Genomic DNA, 21,410 nt, shown 5'->3' on the forward strand with positions numbered 1-21,410 from the left:
GCGCAGGCGGCGGTAGCCGCGCCACGCCTTGGTGGCGGCGCTCTCGCGGTGGGGCGCGGTCGGGGCGCCCCGGAGCCTGGTCCAGTCGTCGAACACCCGCGGCGGGGTGTCGGCCCGCACCATCAGCCGGGCGATCCGCAGCGGGTCGTCGGCCGGGGAGCTGAAGAGGTTCCCGACCGCGGTGGCGGAGGTGTAGCCGGCCTGGGCGACCTTGCGGCGGACCTCCGCCCCCGAGTAGCCGTGCGGGTAGGCGAAGGAGGCGACCTCGTGGCCGAGGACGTCCTCCAGCTGGCGCTTGCAGCCGACGACCTCCTCGGTGAGCCGGCGGCCGTGGACGGTGTCCATCGGGACATGGGTCCGGGAGTGGGCCCCGATCTCGACGCCGAGGGCGTCGAGGTTGCCGAGCTGGCGCCAGTTCAGCATCGGCGCCGCCGGGAGCAGGCTGCCGCTGCCCCGACCCCCGGGCGGGTGGAGGGCGCCGGTGGTGACGTACAGGGTGGCGGGCAGGCCCAGGTCGGAGAGGATCGGGGCGACCGTCCAGTAGAAGTCCGCGTAGCCGTCGTCGAAGGTCAGGACGGCCACGCCGGGCGGCAACGGCGGTCCGCCGCGCAGGGCGGTGACCAGTCGGCGCAGCGGCACCACCCGCAGGCCGCTGTCCCGGATGCGGGCCAGCTGGGCGCGGAACGCGGCGGGGGTGACGGTGTACGGGGCGAGCCAGGACGGCGGGTCCTCGGACACCGCGTGGTAGAGGAAGACCGGGACGGCGTTCACGGGGTGCCCCCGCGGAGGTCGGGGCGCGCACCGCCGCAGCCGGGAGCGGTGCCCTTGGCGGAGGCGCGGGCCGCGATCCGGGCGACCCGGCCGCGGACCGCCCCGGTGAGGTAGCCGGTGGCGGTGAGGGCGACGCCCGCGCAGAGCGCGCCCGCCGTGGCGGGCCGGCGCCGGGCAAGGCTGCGCAGCAGCGCGGCGGGCACGGTGTGCCGCAGGTAGGCCCGCTCGCTGGCCAGGCCGGCGGCGGCGCCGTCGTACCGGACGACGGCCGCCTTGGAGCACCCCTCCGCCCAGCAGCGGGCGGCGAAGTAGCGGAAGGTGGTGCGGGCCGCCGGCACCCGGTGGCGGACGGCCGCGGCCGGCTCGTAGCGCAGGACGGCGCCGGGGTGCTGGGCGGCCAGACGGATGCAGAGATCGGTCTCCTCGCAGCCGAGCGGGCGGCGCCCGACCCGGCCGAGGTCGGTCCGGAAGCCGCCGGCGGCCAGCACCTCGGCCCGCCGGAAGGACATATTGGCGCCGATCAGGTTGCGGACCGGGGCCGACCGGACCGGCAGGCCCCGGTAGGAGCAGCCGACCACCCAGTCGAACTCGGGCGGGAACCAGTCGGGGCGGCCGGTCCGCCACCACGGCCGGACGAGGCCGCCGACGCCGAGCACGTCCGGGTCCCGGTAGCCCGCGAGCAGGTGCTCGGTCCAGTCGGGGTCGGCGGCGGCGTCGTCGTCGAGGAAGGCGACCAGGGTGCCCCGGGCCTCGGCCAGGGCGGTGTTGCGGGCGCCGGACAGGCCGCGCCGCTGCCGGTTGGCGAGGATCCGCAGGCCGGTCAGGTGCTCCTGGGCGAGGCGGAGGAGTTCGGGGCAGTGGTCGACGACCAGCAGCAGTTCCTCGGGCGGGCGGCGCTGGGCGTGGACCGAGGCGACGGCGGCGCTGAGATCGTCCCAGCGCTCGACGGTGTAGGCGCAGATCACCACGGTGAGGTCCGGTGCGGGGCTTTCGGGGGCGCGGGTCCCCTGCCGCGGGCGGATCCGGTCCGGGGTCATGCCGGTTCGCCTCCGTCCGTCAGTTCCGTGTCCGTCAGTTCCGTGTCCGGCCGGTTCGTGTCCGGCCGGTCCGTCGTGCGCAGCCAGCCGCGCAGCACCAGCAGCAGGCCCGCCGCCAGCACGTACTCGGCGATCAGCCAGGCGAGGCCGACGCCGGTCAGTCCGTAGCGGGGCAGCAGGAAGGCGACCAGCGTGATGACCATCGCGCTGGAGGCGACCCTGACCCCGATCATCCAGGGGAGCGCCCGGCGGACCCGGGCCATCTGGATGACCACATTGATCACCGCGACCGGCAGCGCGCACAGCGCCATCAGGCGCAGCACCGTCGTCCCGTGCTCGGCGTAGCCGGGGCCGAAGACGCCGAGGATCCAGCGGGCGCCGACCAGGATGACCAGGACGGCCCCGGCCAGCAGCAGCCCGGTGTGGCGCAGCATCCGCCGGGCGTACTCGGCGAGCCGCCGCGGGTCGCGGGCGCCCTCGACCACCAGCGAGTGGCCCATGCTGAACGTCGCGACGAACAGGGTCTCGGCGATGACGAACGCCAGCGAGTAGTAGGCGCTGCCCTCCGGTCCGAGCTGCGCCAGCACCATCAGCGGAACGACGCTGTAGGCCGCGAAGCTGAAGAGGTTCCCGAGGTAGTCCGCGCCGGCCCAGCGCAGCACCCGCTGCGGGGGTTCGGCGTCGGCGGGCCCGGCCGCCTGGTGGGCGGGCACCGCCCGGCGGAACAGGACGATGTTGGCCAGCCCGATCGAGATCAGCATCGCGGCCGCCCAGGCGAGCATGATGCCGCTGCTGACGGCCAGCACGGCGCAGGCGGCGAGCAGTACGGCCTTGGTGACGGCGAAGACGGCGTTCTCGCCGAGCACCCAGCCGGTCCGGCGGGTGCCGGTGAGCGCGCCGTCCTGGAGCACGAAGACCGAGTAGCCGGCGGTGGCGGCGACGAACGCGACGGCGAGCACCGGGCCGCGCAGGAAGACCAGGTCGGGGGCGATCACCGGGACGAGGAGCAGGAATCCGACCGCGACCGCGGCGCTGAAGCCGATGCTGATCACGTAGCACCGCAGCACCAGGCTCCTGGTGTGCCGCCCGGCGGCGGGTACGAAGCGGACCAGGGCGTCCCCCAGGTTGAGGCTGCCGAGGGTGGACAGGAACATCGCGGCCGACAGTGCGGCGTAGCTGCGGCCGACCGTCTCGACCGCGTAGTAGCGGGTGGCGAGCAGCCAGAAGAACCCGCCGAGCCCGGCCGCGACGATCGAACTCGCGGCCAGGACGTGCCCGTTGCGCATCAGCGCGTCGGAGCGCGGCCGTCCGTCCGCCGGGCGGAGCGCGGCGCGGGCGCGGGCCGGGAGGGCGCCGCCGGGGAGGGCCGCGCGGACGGCGCGGATCCGGGCCCGCAGCAGGGCGCGGAAGCTGCAGTCGCAGGGCATGGCGACCGGGCACGGGCAGGTCCCGGCCATCGGCCGGCGGCGGCGCGGCCGGGGGCGGGGGTGCTCGACGAGGGAGGCCATCACGGCCTCGGCGCGGTGTCGGCCCGGCGCTGCCGCCGGACACTGCGCAGGTAGCAGAGCGGCCCGTAGAGCAGGCCGAGCAGTTCGAGCCGCCCGAGGTGCGCCATCAGCGGGTCGCGACGGCCACCGGCGGGAGTGCCCCGACGCAGGGTCTGCCGGACGCCGCGCGGCACCCGGGCGAGCAGGGCGGCCAGCAGTTCCGGCTGGTGGCGGACCGCGGCGGTCAGGTAGGCGCCGAAGCCGACGCCGAAGCCGAAGACCTGGGTGCTCAGCGCCTCCATCGACCGGCGGTGCGGGTGCCAGACCAGCGCGTCCGGCCGGTAGACGACGGTACGGCCGGCGATCAGGACCTGGAGGAAGGCGAGCAGGTCCTCGCCGCCGCGGGCGGGGGTGCCGGTGCTGGTCGCCGGGTCGAAGCCGCCGATCGCCCGCAGCAGGTCGGTGCGGAACGCCATGTTGGCGCCGGTGCCCAGCCGCCCGGTGGCGAAGGGGAAGAGCGGGTCCTCGGACGGGTCGAGCAGCGACCAGCTGCGGGCGGTGAAGCCCTTGGCGTAGCCGCAGTACCGTTCCAGCGCGAGCTGGGCGCGGGTGTCGAGTTCGGCGGGCAGCACCAGGCCGGTGACGCAGCCCGCCCGCGGGTCGGTGCGGAAGCCGTCGACCAGCGCGGCGGCCCAGTCCGGGTCTATCAGCAGGTCGTCGTCGGCGAAGGCGCAGATCTCGCCGCGGGCGACCGCGAGGCCGCGGTTGCGGGCCCGGGCCAGGCCGGGCACCGGCTCGTACAGGTAGCGGACCCGGTCGGGGTAGCGCCGTCGGCAGAGCGTCTCGGTGGCCCGGTCGGAGGGGGCGTTGTCGACCACGACCACCTCGGTGTGCCGGTAGCTGCCGGCCAGGACGGCGTCCAGGGAGCGCGGCAGCAGGTCGGCCCGGTCGTGGGTGCAGACGACGACCGTCAGCGGCGGGCCGTCGGCCGGATTGCGGGCCGGCGGGCCGGGGCGGTCCTCCGGGTCGAGGTCACGGGTGACCGCGTCGACCAGCGCGCGGTACGCCGCACCGGGCGCGCCGTCGGCGGCCGGCTCCCCGGTGACCAGGCCGAGCGGGCGGCCGTGGTCGCGGACCAGGGCCAGCACCCGGCCGTCCGGGGTGAACACCCCGCCGCGGCCGGGGCGGCGCAGCACGTCGGGGTGCTCCAGGTCGAGTTCGGCGATCGCGACGGGCACGGACGGCAGGACGGTCCGCGCGGACGCGGGGCCGGCGGAGGAGGCGGGGGCCGTCGGGGCGGTCGGGGTGGTCATGAGGATCGGCCTCCGGTCCTGGTGCGGCGTTGCTGCCGGACGGTGCGCAGGTAGCAGAACGGTCCGCGGAGCAGGCCGCGGCGCTCCGTCCGCCGCAGCTCCCGCAGCACCTCGTCGGCCACCCCGTAGCGGGGCCGCGCCGCGGGCCGGTGGGTGCGGTGCCAGCGCCAGAGGCCGTAGGGCAGCAGCCGGAGGATCCCGGCGAGCAGGCGCGGCCGGTGGACGACCGCGGCCGTCAGATAGGCGGTGAAGCCGACGCCGAAGCCGTCGACCTGGTGGGCGAGTTCCGCCATGGTCCGCCGGTGGCGGTGCCAGACCAGCGCGTCCGGCTGGTAGCTGACGGTGTGCCCGGCGGTCAGCACCTGGAGGAAGGCGAGCAGGTCCTCGCCGCCGCGGGAGGGGGTGCCGGTCCCGGTCGCCGGGTCGAAGCCGCCGATCGCTCGCAGCACGTCGGTGCGGAACGCCATGTTGGCGCCCATCCCGAACCGGCCGGTGGAGAAGCGGTCCAGCGGGTCCGCCAGGCCGTCGCGCAGCGACCAGCTGCGGGTGGCGAAGCCCCGGTTGGGCCCGCTGTACTGCTCCACGACGAACTGCGCCTCGGTGTCGAGTTCGGCGGGCAGCACCAGGCCGGTGACGCAGCCGATCCGGTCGTCGGAGGCGAAGGTGTCCGCCAGGGCGTCCACCCAGCCGGCGTCGGCGATGGCGTCGTCGTCGGTGAAGGCGCAGATCTCGCCGCCGGCGATCGACAGACCGCGGTTGCGCGCCCGGGACAGCCCCGGCAGGGGCTCCCGCACGTAGTGGACCCGGTCCCCGTAGCGCGAGCGGACGAGTTCCTCGGTGGCGTCGGTGGTCGGGGCGTTGTCCACCACGATCACCTCGACGCCGGGGCGTCGGGTGGCCAGGACGGCGTCCAGGCAGCCCGGCAGCAGCGACTCCCGGTCCCGGGTGCAGACGATCACGCTGACCGTGACCGGGCCCGCGGGCACCCGGGCGCGCGCGACCCGACTCGGGCGCGCCGCGGGTGTCGCGGTGGACAGGGCGGGAACGGGGAGTTCCCGGTGGGCGGCGTCGACCAGCGCCCGGCGCAGCGCGGCGGTGCCGCCGGCTGTTCCGGTGGCCGTGACCAGGCCGAGCGGGTGCCCGTGCAGCCGGACCAACGCCAACACGCGGCCGTCCGGGTCGTCGGCCCCGGACCCGCCGGGCGAGCGCAGCCCGCTCGGCTCGTCCAGGTCCAGGTCGACGACCCGGACGGGGGTGTAGAGCGAGTCGCGGGCGGCAGGACGCGGGCAGGCTGCATCGGTGCGCCGGTCGGAGCCCTTCATCGTGGCTCCTCCGCAGGGGCGGTCGCCGAGGGCCGGGCGCCGGGACGCTCGGTGATCAGGGTCCTCAGCACCCGGCGGCCGTCGGCGACGGCATGGAGGTGGGAGCGACCGCTGCGGCGGGGGAGTTCCAGGCTCGGCACCTCGGCGATCCGCAGTCCGGAGCGCAGCGCGTGCGCGATCATCTCGGCCTCGATCTCGAAGCCGGTGGACCGCAGGTCGAGCGCGTCCAGAAAGGAGCGGCGGAAGGCGCAGTAGCCGTAGCACAGGTCGGTGAGGCGCGCGCCGTACAGGCGGTTGGCGACGGTGAGCAGGGCACGGTTGCCCAGCGAGCGGACCCTGGTGAGGTCCAGCGAGCCGCCGCCGCCGATGCAGCGCGATCCTTTGACGAAGTCGTAGCCGTGGTCGAGGAAGTGCAGGAAGTGCGGGATCTCGCCGGGCCACATGGAGCCGTCGGCGTCGATCATGACGATGTACTCGCCGGTGGCGGCGGCGAAGCCGGTCCGCAGGGCGTTGCCCTTGCCGGGGCCCCGCTGGGCGACGCTGCGCACGGTGGGCAGGCAGTGCCGGGCCATCGGGACGGTCGCGTCGCTGGAGGAGCCGTCCACCAGGATGACCTCGTCGACGCAGCGCGGGATCTGCTCGAAGACCCAGGGGATGTTGCGGGCCTCGTTGCGGGCGGGGACGACCAGGCTGACGGTCCGACAGGTGACGACGACGTCCCCGGCCCGGCGCATCGGCCGGGGGCGGGCGGGGTCGTGCTCGGTGTCGCGGTCGGTGGCCCGGCGCAGCGGGTGACCGTCGTGGCTGTCGTGGCTGTCACGGCCGTCGTGGCTGTCGTGACTGTCACGGCTGTCGTGGCCGTCGTGGCTGTCGGGTCGGGCGCTCGGGGGCGCGGTGGTGCTCATCGAAAGCCGGCCTCTCGGCGAAGAGGTGGTGGGCGGGGCGCCGGACGGACCGATGGACGGCGGGAACGGCGCGGCCCCTGGCTGTGACGGGCGCGCCCGGCGCGGAGGCGCGGCGCGGCCCGGTGTGACGGGGCGGGCCCGGTGCGGGACGGATGCGCAGGGCTCGGACCCCGGGAGAAAGCCCCGAGGGGGCTGGTCGACGGACCGTGGGACGTCGGGCTACCGCCGGGAACCGGGCGGCCGAAGGGGGTGTGCACCGCTGGTCCCGGACGCCGGGAAAGCGCCGGTCCGTCGTACTGGCGGGGATCCCGCACCAGCGGTGCGGGTACTGCCAGGACCTCATCGTGCGCTCGGTCGCCTCACCACGTCAAGGGTGATTTGTCCGTTTTTTGTACTATTCTCCGTGCGTCACCGCTCGCCCCCGGACCGCGACCGGGCGGCCCTGCGGCTCCTCGGCGATCCGTCGGGCGATCTCGGCCGGCCGCACCGGCCGCCCGAAGTGCCAGCCCTGGGCCCAGTCACAGCCGATGACGCGCAGTCGCTCGGCGTCCCGGCGGGTCTCCACGCCCTCGGCGGTGACGGTCAGCCCGAGGGCGTGCGCCATCGACACCAGTCCGCTGACGATCCGCCAGCCGGTCTCCTCGTCCTTGGCCGGGTCGTGCAGGTCACCGACGAAGGACCCGGCGATCTTCAGCCCCGAGACCGGCAGGTCGCGCAGGTAGGCGAGATTGGACCAGCCGGTGCCGAAGTCGTCGACGGCGAGCGAGACGCCCTGCTCGACCAGGCCGTGCAGGGTGCGCAGCGCCTCGTCCTCCGGACCGACCACGGTGGACTCGGTGATCTCCAGCTGGAGCCGGGCCGGGTCCAGACCGGTGCTGTCGAGGATCCGGTTGAGGTCGCCGACCAGGGCGGCACTGCGGGCCTGGCGGACCGCCAGATTGACGTTGAGCTGCGGCGCGGCGTCACCGAACCGCCGGATCCAGTCGGCGGCCTGACCGCAGGCCTGCTCCAGCACCCAGCGGCCGAGCGGCATGATCAGCCCGGTCTCCTCGGCGGTGGTCACGAACTCGTCCGGGCCGAGCACCCCGAGCTGCGGGTGGCGCCAGCGCACCAGCGCCTCGACGGCGGCGAGTCGGCCGTCGGCCAGCGCGTACAGCGGCTGGTAGTCGATGAAGAACTCGCCCCGGTCCAGCGCGGCGGGCATCCGCACCGACACCGCGTAGCGGGAGACGGCGCGGGCGTTCTCCTTGGGGTCGAACAGCGTCCAGCGGCCCCGGCCGGCCTCCTTGGCCCGGTAGAGCGTCAGGTCGGCGGCCCGGACGGCGGCGCCGGGGGTGGTGGTGGAGACCCGGCGCTCCAGCACGCCGACGCTGGCGCCGACGGCGAGCTTGTGGTCGCCGATCAGCACCGGCCCGGCCAGCGCCTTGAGCACCGTCTTCGCGGCGGCGACGGCCTCCTGCTCGCCGCGGCTGTTCTCCAGCAGGACGACGAACTCGTCGCCGCCGAGCCGGGCCACCAGGTGGCCGAGCGGGCTGAGCGCGGCCTTCAGCCGGGCCGCGACGGCGGACAGCAGCTGGTCGCCGGTGTCGTGGCCGAGGCTGTCGTTGACCACCTTGAAGCCGTCGAGGTCGACGTAGCAGAGCCCGAACCGGGCGCCCGGGTCCGGGTCCTCGAAGAGCTTCTCCAGCCGTTCGAAGAACGCGGCCCGGTTGGGCAGCCCGGTGAGCGGGTCGTGGGTGGCCTGGTGGCGCAGCCGCTCCTGGAGCCGGTAGCGGTCGGTGACGTCCTCCAGCATCGCGACCTGGTACTGCGGGGTGCCGTCGTCGTCGCGGATCAGCGAGACCGTCAGGTGGGTCCAGACCACCTCGCCGTCCTGCCGGTAGTACGGCTTGTCGAACTGGAAGTACTCGCGCTTGCCGCTGACCAGTTCCTCGTAGACGTCCCAGACGCCGTCGGCGTCCTCGGGGTGGACGAGGTCGCCGACCCGGCGGCCGATCATGTCCTCGGGCCCGGCCCCGAACAGCTCCTGGAGGGCCTTGTTGACGGCCAGGATGTTGCCGTCGGTGTCGCCGATGCCGATGCCGATCGCGGCGCTCTCGAACAGCGCCCGGAAGCGCGCCTCGGACGCCCGCAGTGCCTTCTCGGCCTCCTTGCGGGCGATGTCGGCGGCGGTGCGGATGGCCTCCTGCTCGCGCAGGGTGCGCTCGCGCAGGGCGGCCGCCCAGCCGGCCGCGAACGCGCCGCACAGCGCCGGCCCCCGGCCGTCCGCGGACGGCTGCCGCTGGAGCAGCTCCACCGCGCGGGCCAGCACGATCGGGTCGGTGAACTGGGCCTCGACGAGCTGCGCACCGGCCTCGGCGGCCAGGTGCGGCTCGAACGGGTCCTCCAGCCGGGCGCGGCGGAGCAGCCCGGCGGTCCTGGACACCAGCCGGTCGAGCAGGCCGGGGTGGACCGCCGTGCCGTGGTCACCGGAGAGCAGCCGCGCCCAGTCCTCGTGGAACCGTTCGGCGCCGCTGCTCGGTTCCGGTGCTCCGATCACGGGCGGAACCCCACACCGGCCACCCCGGTCATCCGCTCCGGATGCTCGCCGACGGCCTCGGGCTGGTCCGGGCGCCACTGCGGCAGGTAGACGACGCCGGGCTCGACGATGTCGAAGCCGGCGAACATCCCGGTGATCTGCTCGACGGTGCGCATCGTCAGCGGCGTGGGCGTCATCCGGTAGAGCCGCTGGTGGTCCTCGGCCTGGTCGGGGCGGCCCTCCAGGGAGGCGTGCGAGAGCACCAGGGCGCTGCCCGGCGGGAGGGCGTCGCGGATGACCGCGATCAGCTTCCACGGGTCGTCCGCGTCCTGGACGAAGTGCATGACGGCGACCAGCAGGACGGCCACCGGCTCGCCGGCCGCGAGCAGGGCGGTCACCTCGGGGCGGGACATCAGGTCGTCGACGTCCCGGACGTCGGCCTGGACGACGAGGCTGCCCGGGTCGTCCTCCAGCAGCAGCCGGCTGTGGGCGACGGCGACCGGGTCGCGGTCGATGTAGACGACCTGCGACTCCGGCCGGATGGCGCGGGCGATCTCGTGGACGGCGCCGAAGGTAGGGATGCCGGAGCCGATGTCCAGGAAGCGGCTGATGCCGCGTTCGGCGGTGAACTGCACGGCGCGGCGGAGGAAGGCCCGGTTGGAGCGCATGATCTGCGGCAGCTCCGGCCAGAGGGCGATCGCCTTGCGGGCCATCTCCCGGTCCACCTCGAAGTTGTGCGAGCCTCCGAGGTAGTAGTCGTAGACCCGGGCGGCGTTCGGTTTGTCCAGGTCCGTGCCCTCCGGTACCCAGTTCGGTCGCCGCATCCTCGGGACTCCTTCGTTCCGGTTCCGATGAATCAGTCACCTGCCGTGGCGGCTGAGACTGATGAGACTACAAGCACACAAGATCCTCCCTTGCACGTCGAACGCGTGCAAGCGGAGTGGCATGGTCCTTTTCACGAGCTCGGACGGACCTGCGGGCGGACCCGCGGGCGGACCCGCGGACGGATCTGCGGGCGCCGCCCGCAGCGCCGAGAATGGACCCGATGGCCGGACGCATCGAGGACTACGCCCTGATCGGCGACCTGCAGACCGCTGCCCTGGTCGGCCGGGACGGCGCCGTCGACTGGCTCTGCCTGCCCCGGTTCGACTCCCCCACCTGCTTCGCCGCCCTGCTCGGCGACCAGCGGCACGGCGCCTGGCGGCTCGCCCCGGCCGGCGCCGACGCGTGCACCACCCGCCGCTACCGGCCGGACAGCCTCGTCCTCGACACCGAGTGGCACACCCCCGACGGCCGGGTCCGGATCACCGACTTCATGCCGCAGCGCGGCACGGAAGGACGGCGCCCGCCGCGGCTGGTCCGGATCGTCGAGGGGCTGGAGGGCGCCGTCCCGGTCCGCGGCGAGCTGCGGCTGCGGTTCAACTACGGGCGGATCGACCCCTGGGTGCGCCGCACCGGGCACCACCGGGTCGCCGTCGCCGGACCCGACTCCGCCTGGCTGCGCGTCCCGCCCGGGGTGCACACCTACGGCGCCGACGGCACCACCGTCTCCGAGGTCACCGTCACCCCTGGCCTCCGCGTCCCCTTCGTCCTCACCTGGCAGCCCTCCCACCTGCGCGCCGCCCCCGGCACCGACCCGGACACCGAACTGCTCACGACCCTCGACACCTGGCGGCGCTGGGCGGCCGGCTGCCGCTACGAGGGCGAGTGGCGGGACGCCGTGCTCCGCTCGCTGATCACCCTCAAGGCGCTCGCCTACGCGCCCACCGGCGGCATCGTCGCCGCCCCCACCGCCTCACTGCCCGAACGCATCGGCGGCCCGCGCAACTGGGNGCGCAACTGGGACTACCGGTTCTGCTGGCTGCGCGACTCCTCGATGACGCTCTCCGCGCTGCTGCGCGGCGGCTTCCGCGAGGAGGCCGCCGCCTGGCGCCAGTGGCTGCTGCGCGCCATCGCCGGCGACCCCCGCGACCTCCAGGCCCTCTACGGGGTGGCCGGCGAGCGCGTCGTCACCGAGACCGTCGCCGACTGGCTGCCCGGCTACCTCGGCTCACGCCCGGTCCGGTTCGGCAACGCCGCCGCCGGACAGCTCCAACTCGACGTGCACGGCGAGGTCGTCGACACCCTGCACCTGGCGCTGCTGGCCGGCATCCCGATGGAACGGCACGTCTGGACCCTGCTGCGCGCACTGATGGACCACCTCGAACAGCACTGGCGCGAACCGGACGAGGGCCTGTGGGAGGTGCGCGGCGCGCGGCGGCACTTCGTCCACTCCAAGGTGATGTGCTGGGTCGCCGCCGACCGGGCGGTGCGGCTCGCCGAGGCCACCGGGCTGCCCGCGCCGCTCGACCGCTGGCGGGCCATGCGGGACGCCGTGCACGCCGACGTCTGCGCCCACGGCTACGACCGGCGCCGGGGCGTGTTCGTCCAGCACTACGGCGGGCACGGGCTGGACGCGGCCACGCTGTTCGTGGTCAAGAGCGGCTTCCTGCCGCCCGACGACCCGCGGGTGGTGCGCACCGTCGACGCCGTGCGGGACGGCCTCGACCACGGCGGGCTGGTCCGCCGCTACCGTCCGGCAGCCGGCACCGACGGACTGCCCGGCGGCGAGGGCGCGTTCCTCGCCTGCTCGTTCTGGCTCGCCGACGCGCTCGCCGCGACCGGGCGGCGGGACGAGGCGCGCGAGCTGTTCGCCCGGGTGGTCGGCCTGGCCAACGACCTGGGCCTGCTCTCGGAGCAGTGGGACCCGCACGCCCGGCGCCAACTCGGCAACACCCCGCAGGCGTTCAGTCATGTGGCACTGGTGAACACCGCCTTCGCCCTGGCCGAGCCCGGAGGGTAGCGGCCCCGGTGGCCGGAGGGCCCGGCGCCCTGCCGGAGCGGGTCCGGCGCGGACTACAGTGCCCCCGTGGACCTCAACCACTACCGGTTCCGCGGCGTGTGGCGGCTGGCCGCCCCGCCGTCGGCGGTCTTCGCGGCACTCGCCGACGTCCCCGGCTATCCGCGCTGGTGGCCGGAGATCCTCTCGGTCCGGGAGACCGGGCCGGACCGGGGCGAGGTGCTGGTCCGGGCCCTGCTCCCCTACCGGCTGGTGATCGGGCTGACCGCCGTGCGCCAGGACCGCGCCGCCGGGGTCCTGGAAGCGGCCATGGACGGCGACCTCACCGGCTGGTCCCGCTGGACCGTCGCGGCGGACGGCGCCGGCGGCAGCCTGGTCCTGTTCGAGGAGGACACCCGCCCGGCCAAGCCGCTGCTGCGCCTGCTGGCACTGCCCGCCCGGCCGCTGTTCCGGGCCAACCACGCGGTGATGATGCGGCGCGGGCGGCGCGGCCTGGCGGCCCACCTCGGGGCTCGCTGAAGGCGTCGAAAAGGCCCGATTCACCCGTTCGCACCGGCTCTGACCTGCGCGGACACTCCTTCACCAGATGTTTGCGCGGCACTCCCGCATGGTCCGTAGCAGACTGGGCAGGGTAGTCCGGGCCGCACCCGTGCCCCAAGGATGGTGAGTCCGGTGATACCCGTTCGACCGACCGGTCCGACCGACCGGCAGTATCAGACCGACCGGCAGTACGCGGGACCTCCCGCCGATTCGGTGACCCCGCTCACCGAATCCGCCGCGCGCAACCACATGACCGGCGTCTGTTTCAAGATCGGCCCGCCCCGGCTGGTCGGCGTCGAGCTGGAGTGGTTCGTCCACGACGACCGATGTCCCGACGAACCCGTCCCTCCGGAACGACTGCACGCCGCACTGGACGCACTGCCGCTCGGCGGCCCCGACGGGACCTCGCTCCCCTCCGGTGCCCGCCTCACCCTCGAACCCGGCGGACAGGTCGAGCTCAGCTCCCCGCCCGCCGACAGCCTCACCGGCTGCGTCGCCGACACCCGGCGTGACCTCGCCGCCCTGCGGAGCGCCTTCGCCGCCCAGGGCCTGCGCCTCACCGGCACCGGCACCGACCCGCTGGCCCGCCCCCGCCGGATGGTGCTGAACCACCCGCGCTACCTCGCGATGGAGCACCACTTCGACTCGGCCGGACCCTGGGGCCGGATCATGATGACCGGCACCGCCTCGCTCCAGGTCTGCCTGGACGCCGGGGCGGAGAGCGGCCCGCAGGCGCTGGACCGCCGCTGGCACCTCGCCCACCGGCTCGGCCCGGTGCTCGTCGCCGCCTTCGCCAACTCCCCGGTGCTGGACGGCCGCCCCACCGGGCACCGGTCCACCCGGCAGACCGTCTGGTCCCGGATGGACCCCTCCCGCACCCTGGCCCCCGCGCCCGACCACGGCGACCCGCGCGAGGCCTGGACCCGGTACGTGCTGGACGCCCAGGTGCTCTGCGTGCGCCGCCGCGACGGCCTGCCGTGGACCGCGCCCACCGGACTGACCTTCCTCGACTGGCTGCGCGGCGGCGGCGAGCGGCCGCCCACCCTGGCCGACCTCGACTACCACCGCACCACGCTGTTCCCGCCGGTCCGCCCGCGCGGCCACCTGGAGCTGCGGATGATCGACGCCCAGCCCGGGGACGGCTGGATCGTCCCCGCCGCCCTGGTCACCGCGCTGCTGGACGACCCGGTCGCCGCGGACACCGCGCTCGCCGCCCTGGAGCCGCTGGAGCCGCCGCCGGGCACCGCCGGTCCGCGCGCGCCGCGCAGCGACGTCTGGCGCCGAGCCGCCGCCCTGGCGACCGCCGACCCCGAGCTGCGCCGCGCCACCCTCGCCTGCTTCGCCGCCGCCGACGCCGCGCTGGGCCGCCTGCCCGGCGCCGAGCGGCTGCGCGCCACCGTCGCCGCGTTCGCCGAGCGCTACCCCGCGCGCGGCCGCTGCCCGGCCGACGACCAGCTGGACGCCCTGCGCTCCGGCACCCGACACACTCCCCCGGAGGAGGCCGCACCATGATCGACGACGCCCGCGCCGACCGCAGCGCCCGGGAGACCCGCCCGCCGTCGCCCCTCCCGTCGGAGGTGCAATCGCCCGAGGCACTGTCCCCCGAGGCCCTGCGGGAGACCATCGCCGCCGAGCTGCTGGCCGCCCGCGCCCGCACCGCCGCGCTCACCGACTGCGTCGAGGACCACGACCTCACCGCCCAGCACTCCCCGCTGATGTCGCCGCTGGTCTGGGACCTCGCCCACATCGGCAACCAGGAGGAGCTCTGGCTGCTGCGCAACATCGGCGGCCGCGACCCGATGCACCCGGAGATCGACCCGCTCTACGACGCCTTCGAGCACCCCCGCGCCGAGCGCCCCACCCTGCCGCTGCTGCCGCCCGGGGAGGCCCGCGCCTACGCCGGCGAGGTGCGCGGCCGAGTGCTCGACCTGCTCGCCGCCAGCCCGCTGGAGGGGGCGCCGCTGCTCGACGCCGGGTTCGCCTTCGGCATGATCGCCCAGCACGAACAGCAGCACGACGAAACGATGCTGATCACCCATCAGCTCCGCCGGGGCGAACCCGCGCTGGCCGCCCCGGCGCCTCCGCCCGCCCCCGCCGACGCCGCCACGCTGCCCGCCGAGGTGCTCGTCCCGGCCGGCCCGTTCACCATGGGCACCGACACCGAGCCCTGGGCACTGGACAACGAACGCCCGGCCCACCGGGTCGACCTGCCCGCCTACCGGCTGGACACCACCCCGGTCACCAACGGCGCCTACCTGCGGTTCGTCGAGGACGGCGGCTACGACGAGCCGCACTGGTGGACCCCCGAGGGCTGGGCGCACCGGCGGAGCGCCGACCTGACCGCGCCGCTGTTCTGGCGCCGCGAGGACGGCCAGTGGCTGCGCCGCCGGTTCGGCGTGCTGGAGCCCGTCCCGCTCGACGAGCCGGTGCTGCACGTCAGCTGGTACGAGGCGGACGCCTACGCCCGGTGGGCCGGACGCCGGCTGCCGACCGAGGCGGAGTGGGAGAAGGCCGCCCGGCACGACCCGGCCTCCGGCCGCTCGCGCCGCTTCCCGTGGGGCGACGGCGCCCCCGGCACCGAGCACGCCAACCTGGGCCAGCGGCACCTGCGCCCGGCCCCGGCCGGCAGCTACCCGGAGGGCCAGTCCCCGTACGGGGCGCGGCAGTTGATGGGCGATGTGTGGGAGTGGACGGCCAGTGACTTCCGGCCGTACCCGGGTTTCCGGGCCTGGCCGTACCGGGAGTACTCGGAGGTGTTCTTCGGGCCCGAGTACAAGGTGCTGCGCGGCGGCTGCTTCGCGGTGGCGCCGGTCGCCTGCCGGGGCACCTTCCGCAACTGGGACTATCCGATCCGGCGGCAGATCTTCGCCGGGTTCCGCACCGCCGCCGACGTCACGGACACCGCCGACGGCCCCGCCCCCGCCCGGGAGGCCGGCTGATGTGCCGCCATCTCGCCTACCTCGGTGAGCCGGTGTCGCCCCGGGCGCTGCTGGTGGAGCCGCCGTTCGGCCTCCACCGGCAGTCCTGGGCCCCGCGCCTCCAGCAGTACGGCACCGTCAACGTGGACGGCTTCGGCCTCGGCTGGTACGCGGACGGCGACGAGGTGCCCGCCCGCTACCGGCGGGCCGGGCCGATCTGGGCGGACGCCTCGTTCGGCGACCTGGCCCGGGTCCTGCGCACCCGGGCGCTGCTGGCGGCGGTCCGCTCGGCCACCGAGGGCTGCGCGGCCGGCGAGGAGGCGGCCGCGCCGTTCGCCGCCGGGCGCTGGCTGTTCAGCCACAACGGGGCACTGGCCGGCTGGCCGGAGCGGACCGGTGAGCTGGCCGCACTGCTGCCGCCCGCCGAACTGCTCGGCCTGGTGGCCCGCACCGACTCGGCCCTGCTGTGGGCGCTCGCCCTGCACCGGCTGCGCGCGGGGGCCGGACTCGGCGACGCGCTGGCCGGCACCGTCATGGACGCGGCCGCGCACACCACCGGCCGGATGAACCTGCTGCTCACCGACGGCCGGGAGATCGCCGCCACTGCCTGGGGCGACACCCTGCACCACCGGACCGTGCCGGGCCTCGGGGTGGTGGTGGCCTCGGAGCCTTCCGACGACCACCCCGGCTGGACCACCGTGCCGGACCGGTCGCTGCTGCTGGCCGGACCGGACGGGGTGACCGTCAAGCCGCTCTGAGCGCCGCGAGCACCCAGGGCGTCCTGGGCGTCCTGGGTCTTCCGATCGCCGCACCCCTGGCCAATATCTTCACTTCCTGAACAGAGGATCCGCCTGTCATGAGCACCTTTGATCTCACCCGACTGCTGCCCGCCGACCACTTCAGCACGGCGCTGCGGCACGACGTCCAGTCCGGCCTCACCGCCGAGCCCAAGACGCTGCCGCCCAAGTGGTTCTACGACGCTCGGGGCAGCGAGCTGTTCGAGGAGATCACCCGGCTGCCCGAGTACTACCCGACCCGGGCCGAGCGGGCCATCCTCACCGCCCGGGCCGGCGAGATCGCCGCCGCCACCCGGGCCCGCACCCTGGTCGAGCTCGGCTCGGGCTCCTCCGAGAAGACCCGGCTGCTCCTGGACGCGCTGCGCGACCTGGGCACGCTGGAGACGTACGTGCCGGTGGACGTCAGCGAGAGCGCGCTGACCTCGGCCGGGGAGGCCCTCGCCGACGAGTACCCGGGCCTCGCGGTGCACGGCGTGCTGGCCGACTTCACCGCCCGGCTCGACCTGCCGCCGGCCGGCGGCCCCCGCCTGGTCGCCTTCCTCGGCGGCACCCTCGGCAACCTGCTGCCGCCCGAGCGGGCCGCCTTCCTGCGCGGACTGCGGGCCGCGCTCGACCCCGGCGACTTCCTGCTGCTCGGCACCGACCTGGTCAAGGACCCGGCGGTGCTGGTCGCCGCCTACGACGACGCGGCCGGGGTGACCGCGGAGTTCAACCGGAACGTGCTCAACGTGCTGAACCGCGAGCTGTCCGCCGACTTCGAGCCGGACTCCTTCGCACACGTGGCGCTCTGGGACCCGGAGCGGGAGTGGATCGAGATGCGGCTGCGCTCGCTCGTCGACCAGACCGTGAAGATCCCGGCGCTGGACCTGCCGGTGAACTTCGCGAAGGGCGAGGAGCTGCGCACCGAGGTGTCGGCGAAGTTCCGCCGGGAGCGGGTGGCCGAGGAGCTGGCCGCGGCCGGACTGCGGCTCTCGGCCTGGTGGACGGACGACCAGGAGCGGTTCGGCCTGTCGCTGGCCCGCCCGGCCTGAGCGGACTCGCCCCGACCGCTCATTTGATTGTTCACCTTACTAATCAGCGAAGGCACTTGAGCGGCATCCCACGTACAACACTTGAACATTGAGGGGTTACGATCTCGGCTACCAAGCTCAGCGTTGAGTACCAGGAGTCAAGATCGTGAGCGTCACCCAGCAGTCCGTGGAGCCCTCGGGGCCCTCGGGGGCGGAGACCGGGCCGGCACCGTCCGGCCGGCTCGGCTTCGTCGTCTTCATCACCGCCGCCGCGGCCCTCGGCGGCTTCCTGTTCGGCTACGACAGCTCCGTGATCAACGGCGCGGTCTCCGGCATCCAGGAGAAGTTCGGCGTCGGCGACGGCGTGACCGGCCTGATCGTCTCCTCCGCGCTGCTGGGCTCGGCCGTCGGCGCCGCCCTGGCCGGCCGGTTCGCCGACCGCTACGGCCGGATCACCGTGATGAAGGCCGGGGCGCTGCTCTTCGCGGTCAGCGCGATCGGCTCGATGCTGCCGTTCTCCGCCTGGGACCTCGCCTTCTGGCGGGTCCTCGGCGGAGCGGCCATCGGCATCGCCTCGGTCATCGCCCCGACCTACATCGCCGAGGTGGCGCCGACCAAGTACCGGGGCCGGCTCGCCTCCTTCCAGCAGGCCGCGATCGTGCTCGGCATCGCGATCTCGCAGCTGGTCAACTGGCTGCTGGCGGACGCCGCCGGGGGCGACACCCGCGGCCACCTGCTCGGCCTGGAGGCCTGGCAGTGGATGCTCGGGATCTGTGTCGTACCGGCCGCCGTCTACTTCGCGCTGGCCTCGACCATCCCCGAGTCGCCGCGCTTCCTGATCGCCGCCGACCGCCTCGACGAGGCCCGCGCCGTGCTCGCCGACATCGAGGGCCGGGACTCCGACACCGAGGCCCGGATCGCCGAGATCCGCGGCCTGATCGACTCCGACCACCGGCCGCGCTTCCGCGACCTGCTCGGCGGCCGGTTCGGCCTGCTGCCGATCGTCTGGGTCGGCATCGGCCTGTCGGTGTTCCAGCAGCTCGTCGGCATCAACGTGATCTTCTACTACTCGTCGATCCTCTGGCAGTCCGTCGGCATCGACCAGTCCAACTCGCTGCTGATCAGCTTCATCGGCTCGGTCATCAACATCCTCGGCACCGTGATCGCGATCCTGCTGGTCGACCGGATCGGCCGCAAGCCGCTCGCCCTGATCGCCTCGGCCGGTATGGCCGTCGCCCTGGGCGCCTGCGCCTGGGCGTTCTCCTCCGCCACCGGCAGCGGGGACGACGTCACCCTGCCCGACCTCCAGGGCACCGTGGCGCTGATCGCCGCCAACGCCTTCGTGCTGTTCTTCGCCCTCTCCTGGGGCGTGGTGGTCTGGGTGATGCTCGGCGAGATGTTCCCCAACCGGATCCGCGCCGCCGCGCTCTCGGTGGCCGCCTCCGCGCAGTGGATCGCCAACTGGGCGATCACCGTCTCGTTCCCGGCGCTCTCGCGCTGGAGCCTCTCCGCGACCTACCTGGCGTACGCGCTGTTCGCGGCGCTGTCGATCCTCTTCGTGGCGAGGTTCATGAAGGAGACCAAGGGCATCCGGCTGGAGGACATGGGCTGAGCCCGTCCCCCTTCGATCGGCCCCCGCACCCTAGCGCTTGGACGCAGGGAGCGGGGGCCGAATCGTTCACTCTCTGCGGCGGGCCGGGCACCTCCGGTTTCCTTACCGGCAGGAGGGATGTCCTTGATCTTCGACCGGCTACGCACCCGCAGCATTCGCGGCGACCGCGGTGACCGAACCGACCGCGGCCCGCGCCGCGTCACCGCCGCACCCGTCGGCGCCTGCCCCTACTCGCACGGCCACGTCCACGGCCACCTGGTGCCCGAGGAACCCCCCGGCACCGCCGCCGCCCCGGAACCGGCCGACGACGACCACTTCACCGACCCCCGGCAGGCCGCCGAGTTCGTCCGGCAGTTCCACCGCGAGCAACCCACCGCCGGCGACGCCGCCGCCCGGGTCCGCGCCGTGCTCGACGAGATCGACCGCACCGGCACCTACGAGCACACCCCCGCCGAACTCGCCCACGGCGCCCGGCTCGCCTGGCGCAACGCCGCCCGCTGCATCGGCCGGCTGTACTGGCGCAGCCTGGTGGTCCGCGACCTGCGGCACCTCTCCTCCGCCGACGACATCGCCGCCGAGTGCTTCGACCACCTGCGCACCGCCACCAACGGCGGGCGGATCCGCCCGGTGGTCTCGGTGTTCGCCCCCGACCGGCCGGGCCGTCCGGCCGCCCGGATCGTCAACCAGCAGCTGATCCGCTACGCCGGGCACCCCGGCCCGGACGGCGGCTGGACCGGTGACCCGGCCGGTGCGCAGCTCGCCGCCCGGGCCCGCGACCTCGGCTGGAAATGCGGCGAGGAGCCCTTCGAGGTACTGCCGCTGCTCGTCCAGGAGCGGCCCGGTGAGCGGCCCGAATGGTACGAACTCCCGGAGGACACCACCCTGGAGGTCCGGCTCTCGCACCCCGAGCACCCGTGGTTCGCCGAGCTCGGCCTGCGCTGGTACGCGGTGCCGGCGATCAGCGACATGACGCTGGAGATCGGCGGCGTCCGCTACCCGACCGCGCCGTTCAACGGCTGGTACATGGGCACCGAGATCGGCGCCCGCAATCTGGCCGACGCCGACCGCTACGCGATGCTGGCCACCGTCGCCGAACGGCTCGGCCTGGACACCTCCCACGAGCGCACCCTCTGGCGGGACCGCGCGCTGGTGGAGCTGAACGTCGCGGTGCTGCACTCCTTCCAGGAGGCCGGGGTGACGATCGCCGACCACCACACCGAGTCGGAGCGCTTCCTCAAGCACGTCGCGCAGGAGAAGCGGCTCGGGCGGCCGACGCCCGCCGACTGGAGCTGGATCGTGCCGCCGGTCTCGGGCGGGCTGACGCCCGTCTACCACCGGTACTACGACCCGGTGGACCCCGAGCTGCGGCCGGCGTTCGTGGCCCGCGAGCCCTGGTGACCGGTCTGCTCCGGCCGTTGACCACCGGTCGGCGAACCCTGCTGACCGGCCTGCGAGCCCTGGTGACCGGCGGAGCCCAGCCGTTCGAAGCGCAGCTCCAACCCGTCGAGCAGCGCCTCCAGCCCCGTCTCGAAGGCGCCCTCGTCCACGGCCGCCCGGTGCTCGGCCAGCCGGTGCGCCTCGCCGAGGTGGGGGTAGTCGGCCGCGTCGTACAGCCCGGCGTCCTCCGGGAAGCCGGCCGCGAAGGAGGCCAGGGCGGAGCCGGTGACGAAGTAGCGCATCAGCGCGCCGATCCTGGTCGCCTGCCCGCGCGGCCAGCCCGCCTCGACCAGGCAGCCGAAGACGGCGTCCGCCAGCCGCAGCGCGTTCGGCCGGCGCCCGGGGCCCTGGGCCAGCACCGGGACGATGTTGGGGTGGGCGGCGAGCGCGGCCCGGTAGGAGCGGGCCCAGGCCCGCAGCGCCTCCGGCCAGGGCGCGCCGGTGCCGAACATCGACAGGTCGACTTCCCCGATCACCCCGTCCACGACCGCGTCCAGCAGTTCGTCCTTGGTGGCGAAGTGGTTGTAGAGGGACGGCCCGCTCACCGAGAGCTCGCCGGCCAGGCGGCGGGTGGAGAGCGCGGCCAGGCCCTCCTGGTCGACCAGCCGCAGCGCGGCGCCGACGATGCGCTCGCGGTTGAGCAGGGGGGTGCGCGGGCGGGGCATCGGCGCGGCTCCTCCGGTGGGTGCGTGCGGTCGGGTGGGTTCGTACGGCCCGACCGGTGTGTCCGGTCCGGTGGGTTCATCCGGTCCGGTAGGGGTGTCCGGTCCGGTGGGTGCGTCCGGTCGGGTGGGCTCGGTGCGGGGCGGGCCCGATTCTGACAGGTCCCCCTTCCCAGGAGGCCCCGCCCGGGGCTACAGTCCCGGTAAAACTTGCAGCGCTAGTTTAACCGGATTGGTCGCTC

Annotated in this window: 17 protein-coding genes; 8 read left to right on the forward strand and 9 right to left on the reverse strand. The window is 74.7% G+C overall.

Features of this window, described 5'->3' with window-relative positions; translation table 11 throughout:
• The 8 genes from VR45_RS13645 to VR45_RS13680 all read right to left on the reverse strand — a co-directional run.
• Positions 1-771, reverse strand: a 771-nt coding sequence (locus VR45_RS13645) for a polysaccharide deacetylase family protein (protein ID WP_045939998.1), incomplete at its 3' end; no start/stop codon positions are given.
• Positions 768-1,808: a glycosyltransferase family 2 protein gene (locus VR45_RS13650; RefSeq protein ID WP_063772472.1), complete on the reverse strand. Its 1,041-nt coding sequence runs from the start codon at positions 1,806-1,808 to the stop codon at positions 768-770. The genes VR45_RS13650 and VR45_RS13645, both read right to left, overlap by 4 nt.
• Positions 1,805-3,316: a lipopolysaccharide biosynthesis protein gene (locus tag VR45_RS13655; protein ID WP_045939999.1), complete on the reverse strand. Its 1,512-nt coding sequence runs from the start codon at positions 3,314-3,316 to the stop codon at positions 1,805-1,807. Before VR45_RS13655 ends, VR45_RS13650 begins: the two co-directional genes overlap by 4 nt.
• Positions 3,316-4,608: a glycosyltransferase gene (locus VR45_RS13660; RefSeq protein WP_078896492.1), complete on the reverse strand. Its 1,293-nt coding sequence runs from the start codon at positions 4,606-4,608 to the stop codon at positions 3,316-3,318. The genes VR45_RS13655 and VR45_RS13660 overlap by 1 nt, the downstream gene beginning before the upstream one ends.
• Complete coding sequence (locus VR45_RS13665) at positions 4,605-5,930, reverse strand: glycosyltransferase (protein ID WP_052709066.1); 1,326 nt, start codon at positions 5,928-5,930, stop codon at positions 4,605-4,607. Before VR45_RS13665 ends, VR45_RS13660 begins: the two co-directional genes overlap by 4 nt.
• The gene (locus VR45_RS13670; RefSeq protein WP_234325966.1) at positions 5,927-6,835 is read right to left on the reverse strand and encodes a glycosyltransferase family 2 protein; all 909 of its coding nucleotides are present in this window, start codon (positions 6,833-6,835) and stop codon (positions 5,927-5,929) included. The genes VR45_RS13665 and VR45_RS13670 overlap by 4 nt, the downstream gene beginning before the upstream one ends.
• A 394-nt stretch (positions 6,836-7,229) precedes the next feature.
• A complete protein-coding gene (locus tag VR45_RS13675; protein ID WP_052709067.1) occupies positions 7,230-9,374 on the reverse strand; it encodes an EAL domain-containing protein in 2,145 nt (714 codons plus the stop codon).
• Positions 9,371-10,177, reverse strand: coding sequence for an SAM-dependent methyltransferase (locus tag VR45_RS13680; protein ID WP_045940000.1), 807 nt, complete (start codon positions 10,175-10,177; stop codon positions 9,371-9,373). The genes VR45_RS13675 and VR45_RS13680 overlap by 4 nt, the downstream gene beginning before the upstream one ends.
• Positions 10,178-10,398: 221 nt before the next feature.
• On the opposite strand from VR45_RS13680, the gene VR45_RS13685 reads away from it, so the two are divergent.
• The 8 genes from VR45_RS13685 (at position 10,399) to VR45_RS13720 (ending at position 20,467) form a co-directional block, all read left to right on the forward strand.
• Positions 10,399-12,195: a glycoside hydrolase family 15 protein gene (locus tag VR45_RS13685; protein ID WP_045940015.1), complete on the forward strand. Its 1,797-nt coding sequence runs from the start codon at positions 10,399-10,401 to the stop codon at positions 12,193-12,195.
• 66 nt (positions 12,196-12,261) lie between these two features.
• Positions 12,262-12,711: an SRPBCC family protein gene (locus VR45_RS13690; RefSeq protein WP_045940001.1), complete on the forward strand. Its 450-nt coding sequence runs from the start codon at positions 12,262-12,264 to the stop codon at positions 12,709-12,711.
• 234 nt (positions 12,712-12,945) lie between these two features.
• Complete coding sequence (gene egtA, locus VR45_RS13695) at positions 12,946-14,244, forward strand: ergothioneine biosynthesis glutamate--cysteine ligase EgtA (RefSeq protein WP_045940016.1); 1,299 nt, start codon at positions 12,946-12,948, stop codon at positions 14,242-14,244.
• On the forward strand, positions 14,241-15,671 hold the full coding sequence (gene egtB / locus VR45_RS13700; protein ID WP_078896494.1) for an ergothioneine biosynthesis protein EgtB: 1,431 nt from the start codon (positions 14,241-14,243) through the stop codon (positions 15,669-15,671). The genes egtA and egtB overlap by 4 nt, the downstream gene beginning before the upstream one ends.
• Positions 15,671-16,408 (forward strand): ergothioneine biosynthesis protein EgtC, encoded by a 738-nt coding sequence (egtC, locus tag VR45_RS13705; RefSeq protein WP_045940002.1) that lies wholly within the window; start codon positions 15,671-15,673, stop codon positions 16,406-16,408. The genes egtB and egtC overlap by 1 nt, the downstream gene beginning before the upstream one ends.
• A gap of 98 nt (positions 16,409-16,506) precedes the next feature.
• Positions 16,507-17,478, forward strand: a complete 972-nt coding sequence (gene egtD, locus VR45_RS13710; protein WP_045940003.1) for an L-histidine N(alpha)-methyltransferase — start codon at positions 16,507-16,509, stop codon at positions 17,476-17,478.
• Positions 17,479-17,644: 166 nt separating this feature from the next.
• Positions 17,645-19,069 (forward strand): sugar porter family MFS transporter, encoded by a 1,425-nt coding sequence (locus tag VR45_RS13715; RefSeq protein ID WP_045940018.1) that lies wholly within the window; start codon positions 17,645-17,647, stop codon positions 19,067-19,069.
• A 117-nt stretch (positions 19,070-19,186) separates the two neighbouring features.
• Complete coding sequence (locus VR45_RS13720; protein WP_078896496.1) at positions 19,187-20,467, forward strand: nitric oxide synthase oxygenase; 1,281 nt, start codon at positions 19,187-19,189, stop codon at positions 20,465-20,467.
• Here VR45_RS13720 and VR45_RS13725 read toward each other — a convergent pair.
• Positions 20,410-21,171, reverse strand: coding sequence for a TetR/AcrR family transcriptional regulator (locus VR45_RS13725; protein WP_078896497.1), 762 nt, complete (start codon positions 21,169-21,171; stop codon positions 20,410-20,412). The genes VR45_RS13720 and VR45_RS13725 overlap by 58 nt on opposite strands.
• Between the last annotated feature and the right edge of the window lie 239 nt (positions 21,172-21,410).

Origin of the sequence: Streptomyces sp. NRRL S-495 (assembly GCF_000966955.1) — a bacterium.
Taxonomy (GTDB): domain Bacteria; phylum Actinomycetota; class Actinomycetes; order Streptomycetales; family Streptomycetaceae; genus Kitasatospora; species Kitasatospora purpeofusca.

What these genes read in the sequence shown, in the direction of transcription:
- VR45_RS13650 (WP_063772472.1), bottom strand. Translation starts at nt 1,808, where the DNA reads ATGACCCCGGACCGGATCCGCCCGCGGCAGGGGACCCGCGCCCCCGAA.
- VR45_RS13655 (WP_045939999.1), bottom strand. Translation starts at nt 3,316, where the DNA reads ATGGCCTCCCTCGTCGAGCACCCCCGCCCCCGGCCGCGCCGCCGCCGG.
- VR45_RS13660 (WP_078896492.1), bottom strand. Translation starts at nt 4,608, where the DNA reads ATGACCACCCCGACCGCCCCGACGGCCCCCGCCTCCTCCGCCGGCCCC.
- VR45_RS13665 (WP_052709066.1), bottom strand. Translation starts at nt 5,930, where the DNA reads ATGAAGGGCTCCGACCGGCGCACCGATGCAGCCTGCCCGCGTCCTGCC.
- VR45_RS13670 (WP_234325966.1), bottom strand. Translation starts at nt 6,835, where the DNA reads ATGAGCACCACCGCGCCCCCGAGCGCCCGACCCGACAGCCACGACGGC.
- VR45_RS13680 (WP_045940000.1), bottom strand. Translation starts at nt 10,177, where the DNA reads ATGCGGCGACCGAACTGGGTACCGGAGGGCACGGACCTGGACAAACCG.
- egtB (WP_078896494.1), top strand. Translation starts at nt 14,241, where the DNA reads ATGATCGACGACGCCCGCGCCGACCGCAGCGCCCGGGAGACCCGCCCG.
- egtC (WP_045940002.1), top strand. Translation starts at nt 15,671, where the DNA reads ATGTGCCGCCATCTCGCCTACCTCGGTGAGCCGGTGTCGCCCCGGGCG.
- egtD (WP_045940003.1), top strand. Translation starts at nt 16,507, where the DNA reads ATGAGCACCTTTGATCTCACCCGACTGCTGCCCGCCGACCACTTCAGC.
- VR45_RS13720 (WP_078896496.1), top strand. Translation starts at nt 19,187, where the DNA reads ATGTCCTTGATCTTCGACCGGCTACGCACCCGCAGCATTCGCGGCGAC.
- VR45_RS13725 (WP_078896497.1), bottom strand. Translation starts at nt 21,171, where the DNA reads ATGCCCCGCCCGCGCACCCCCCTGCTCAACCGCGAGCGCATCGTCGGC.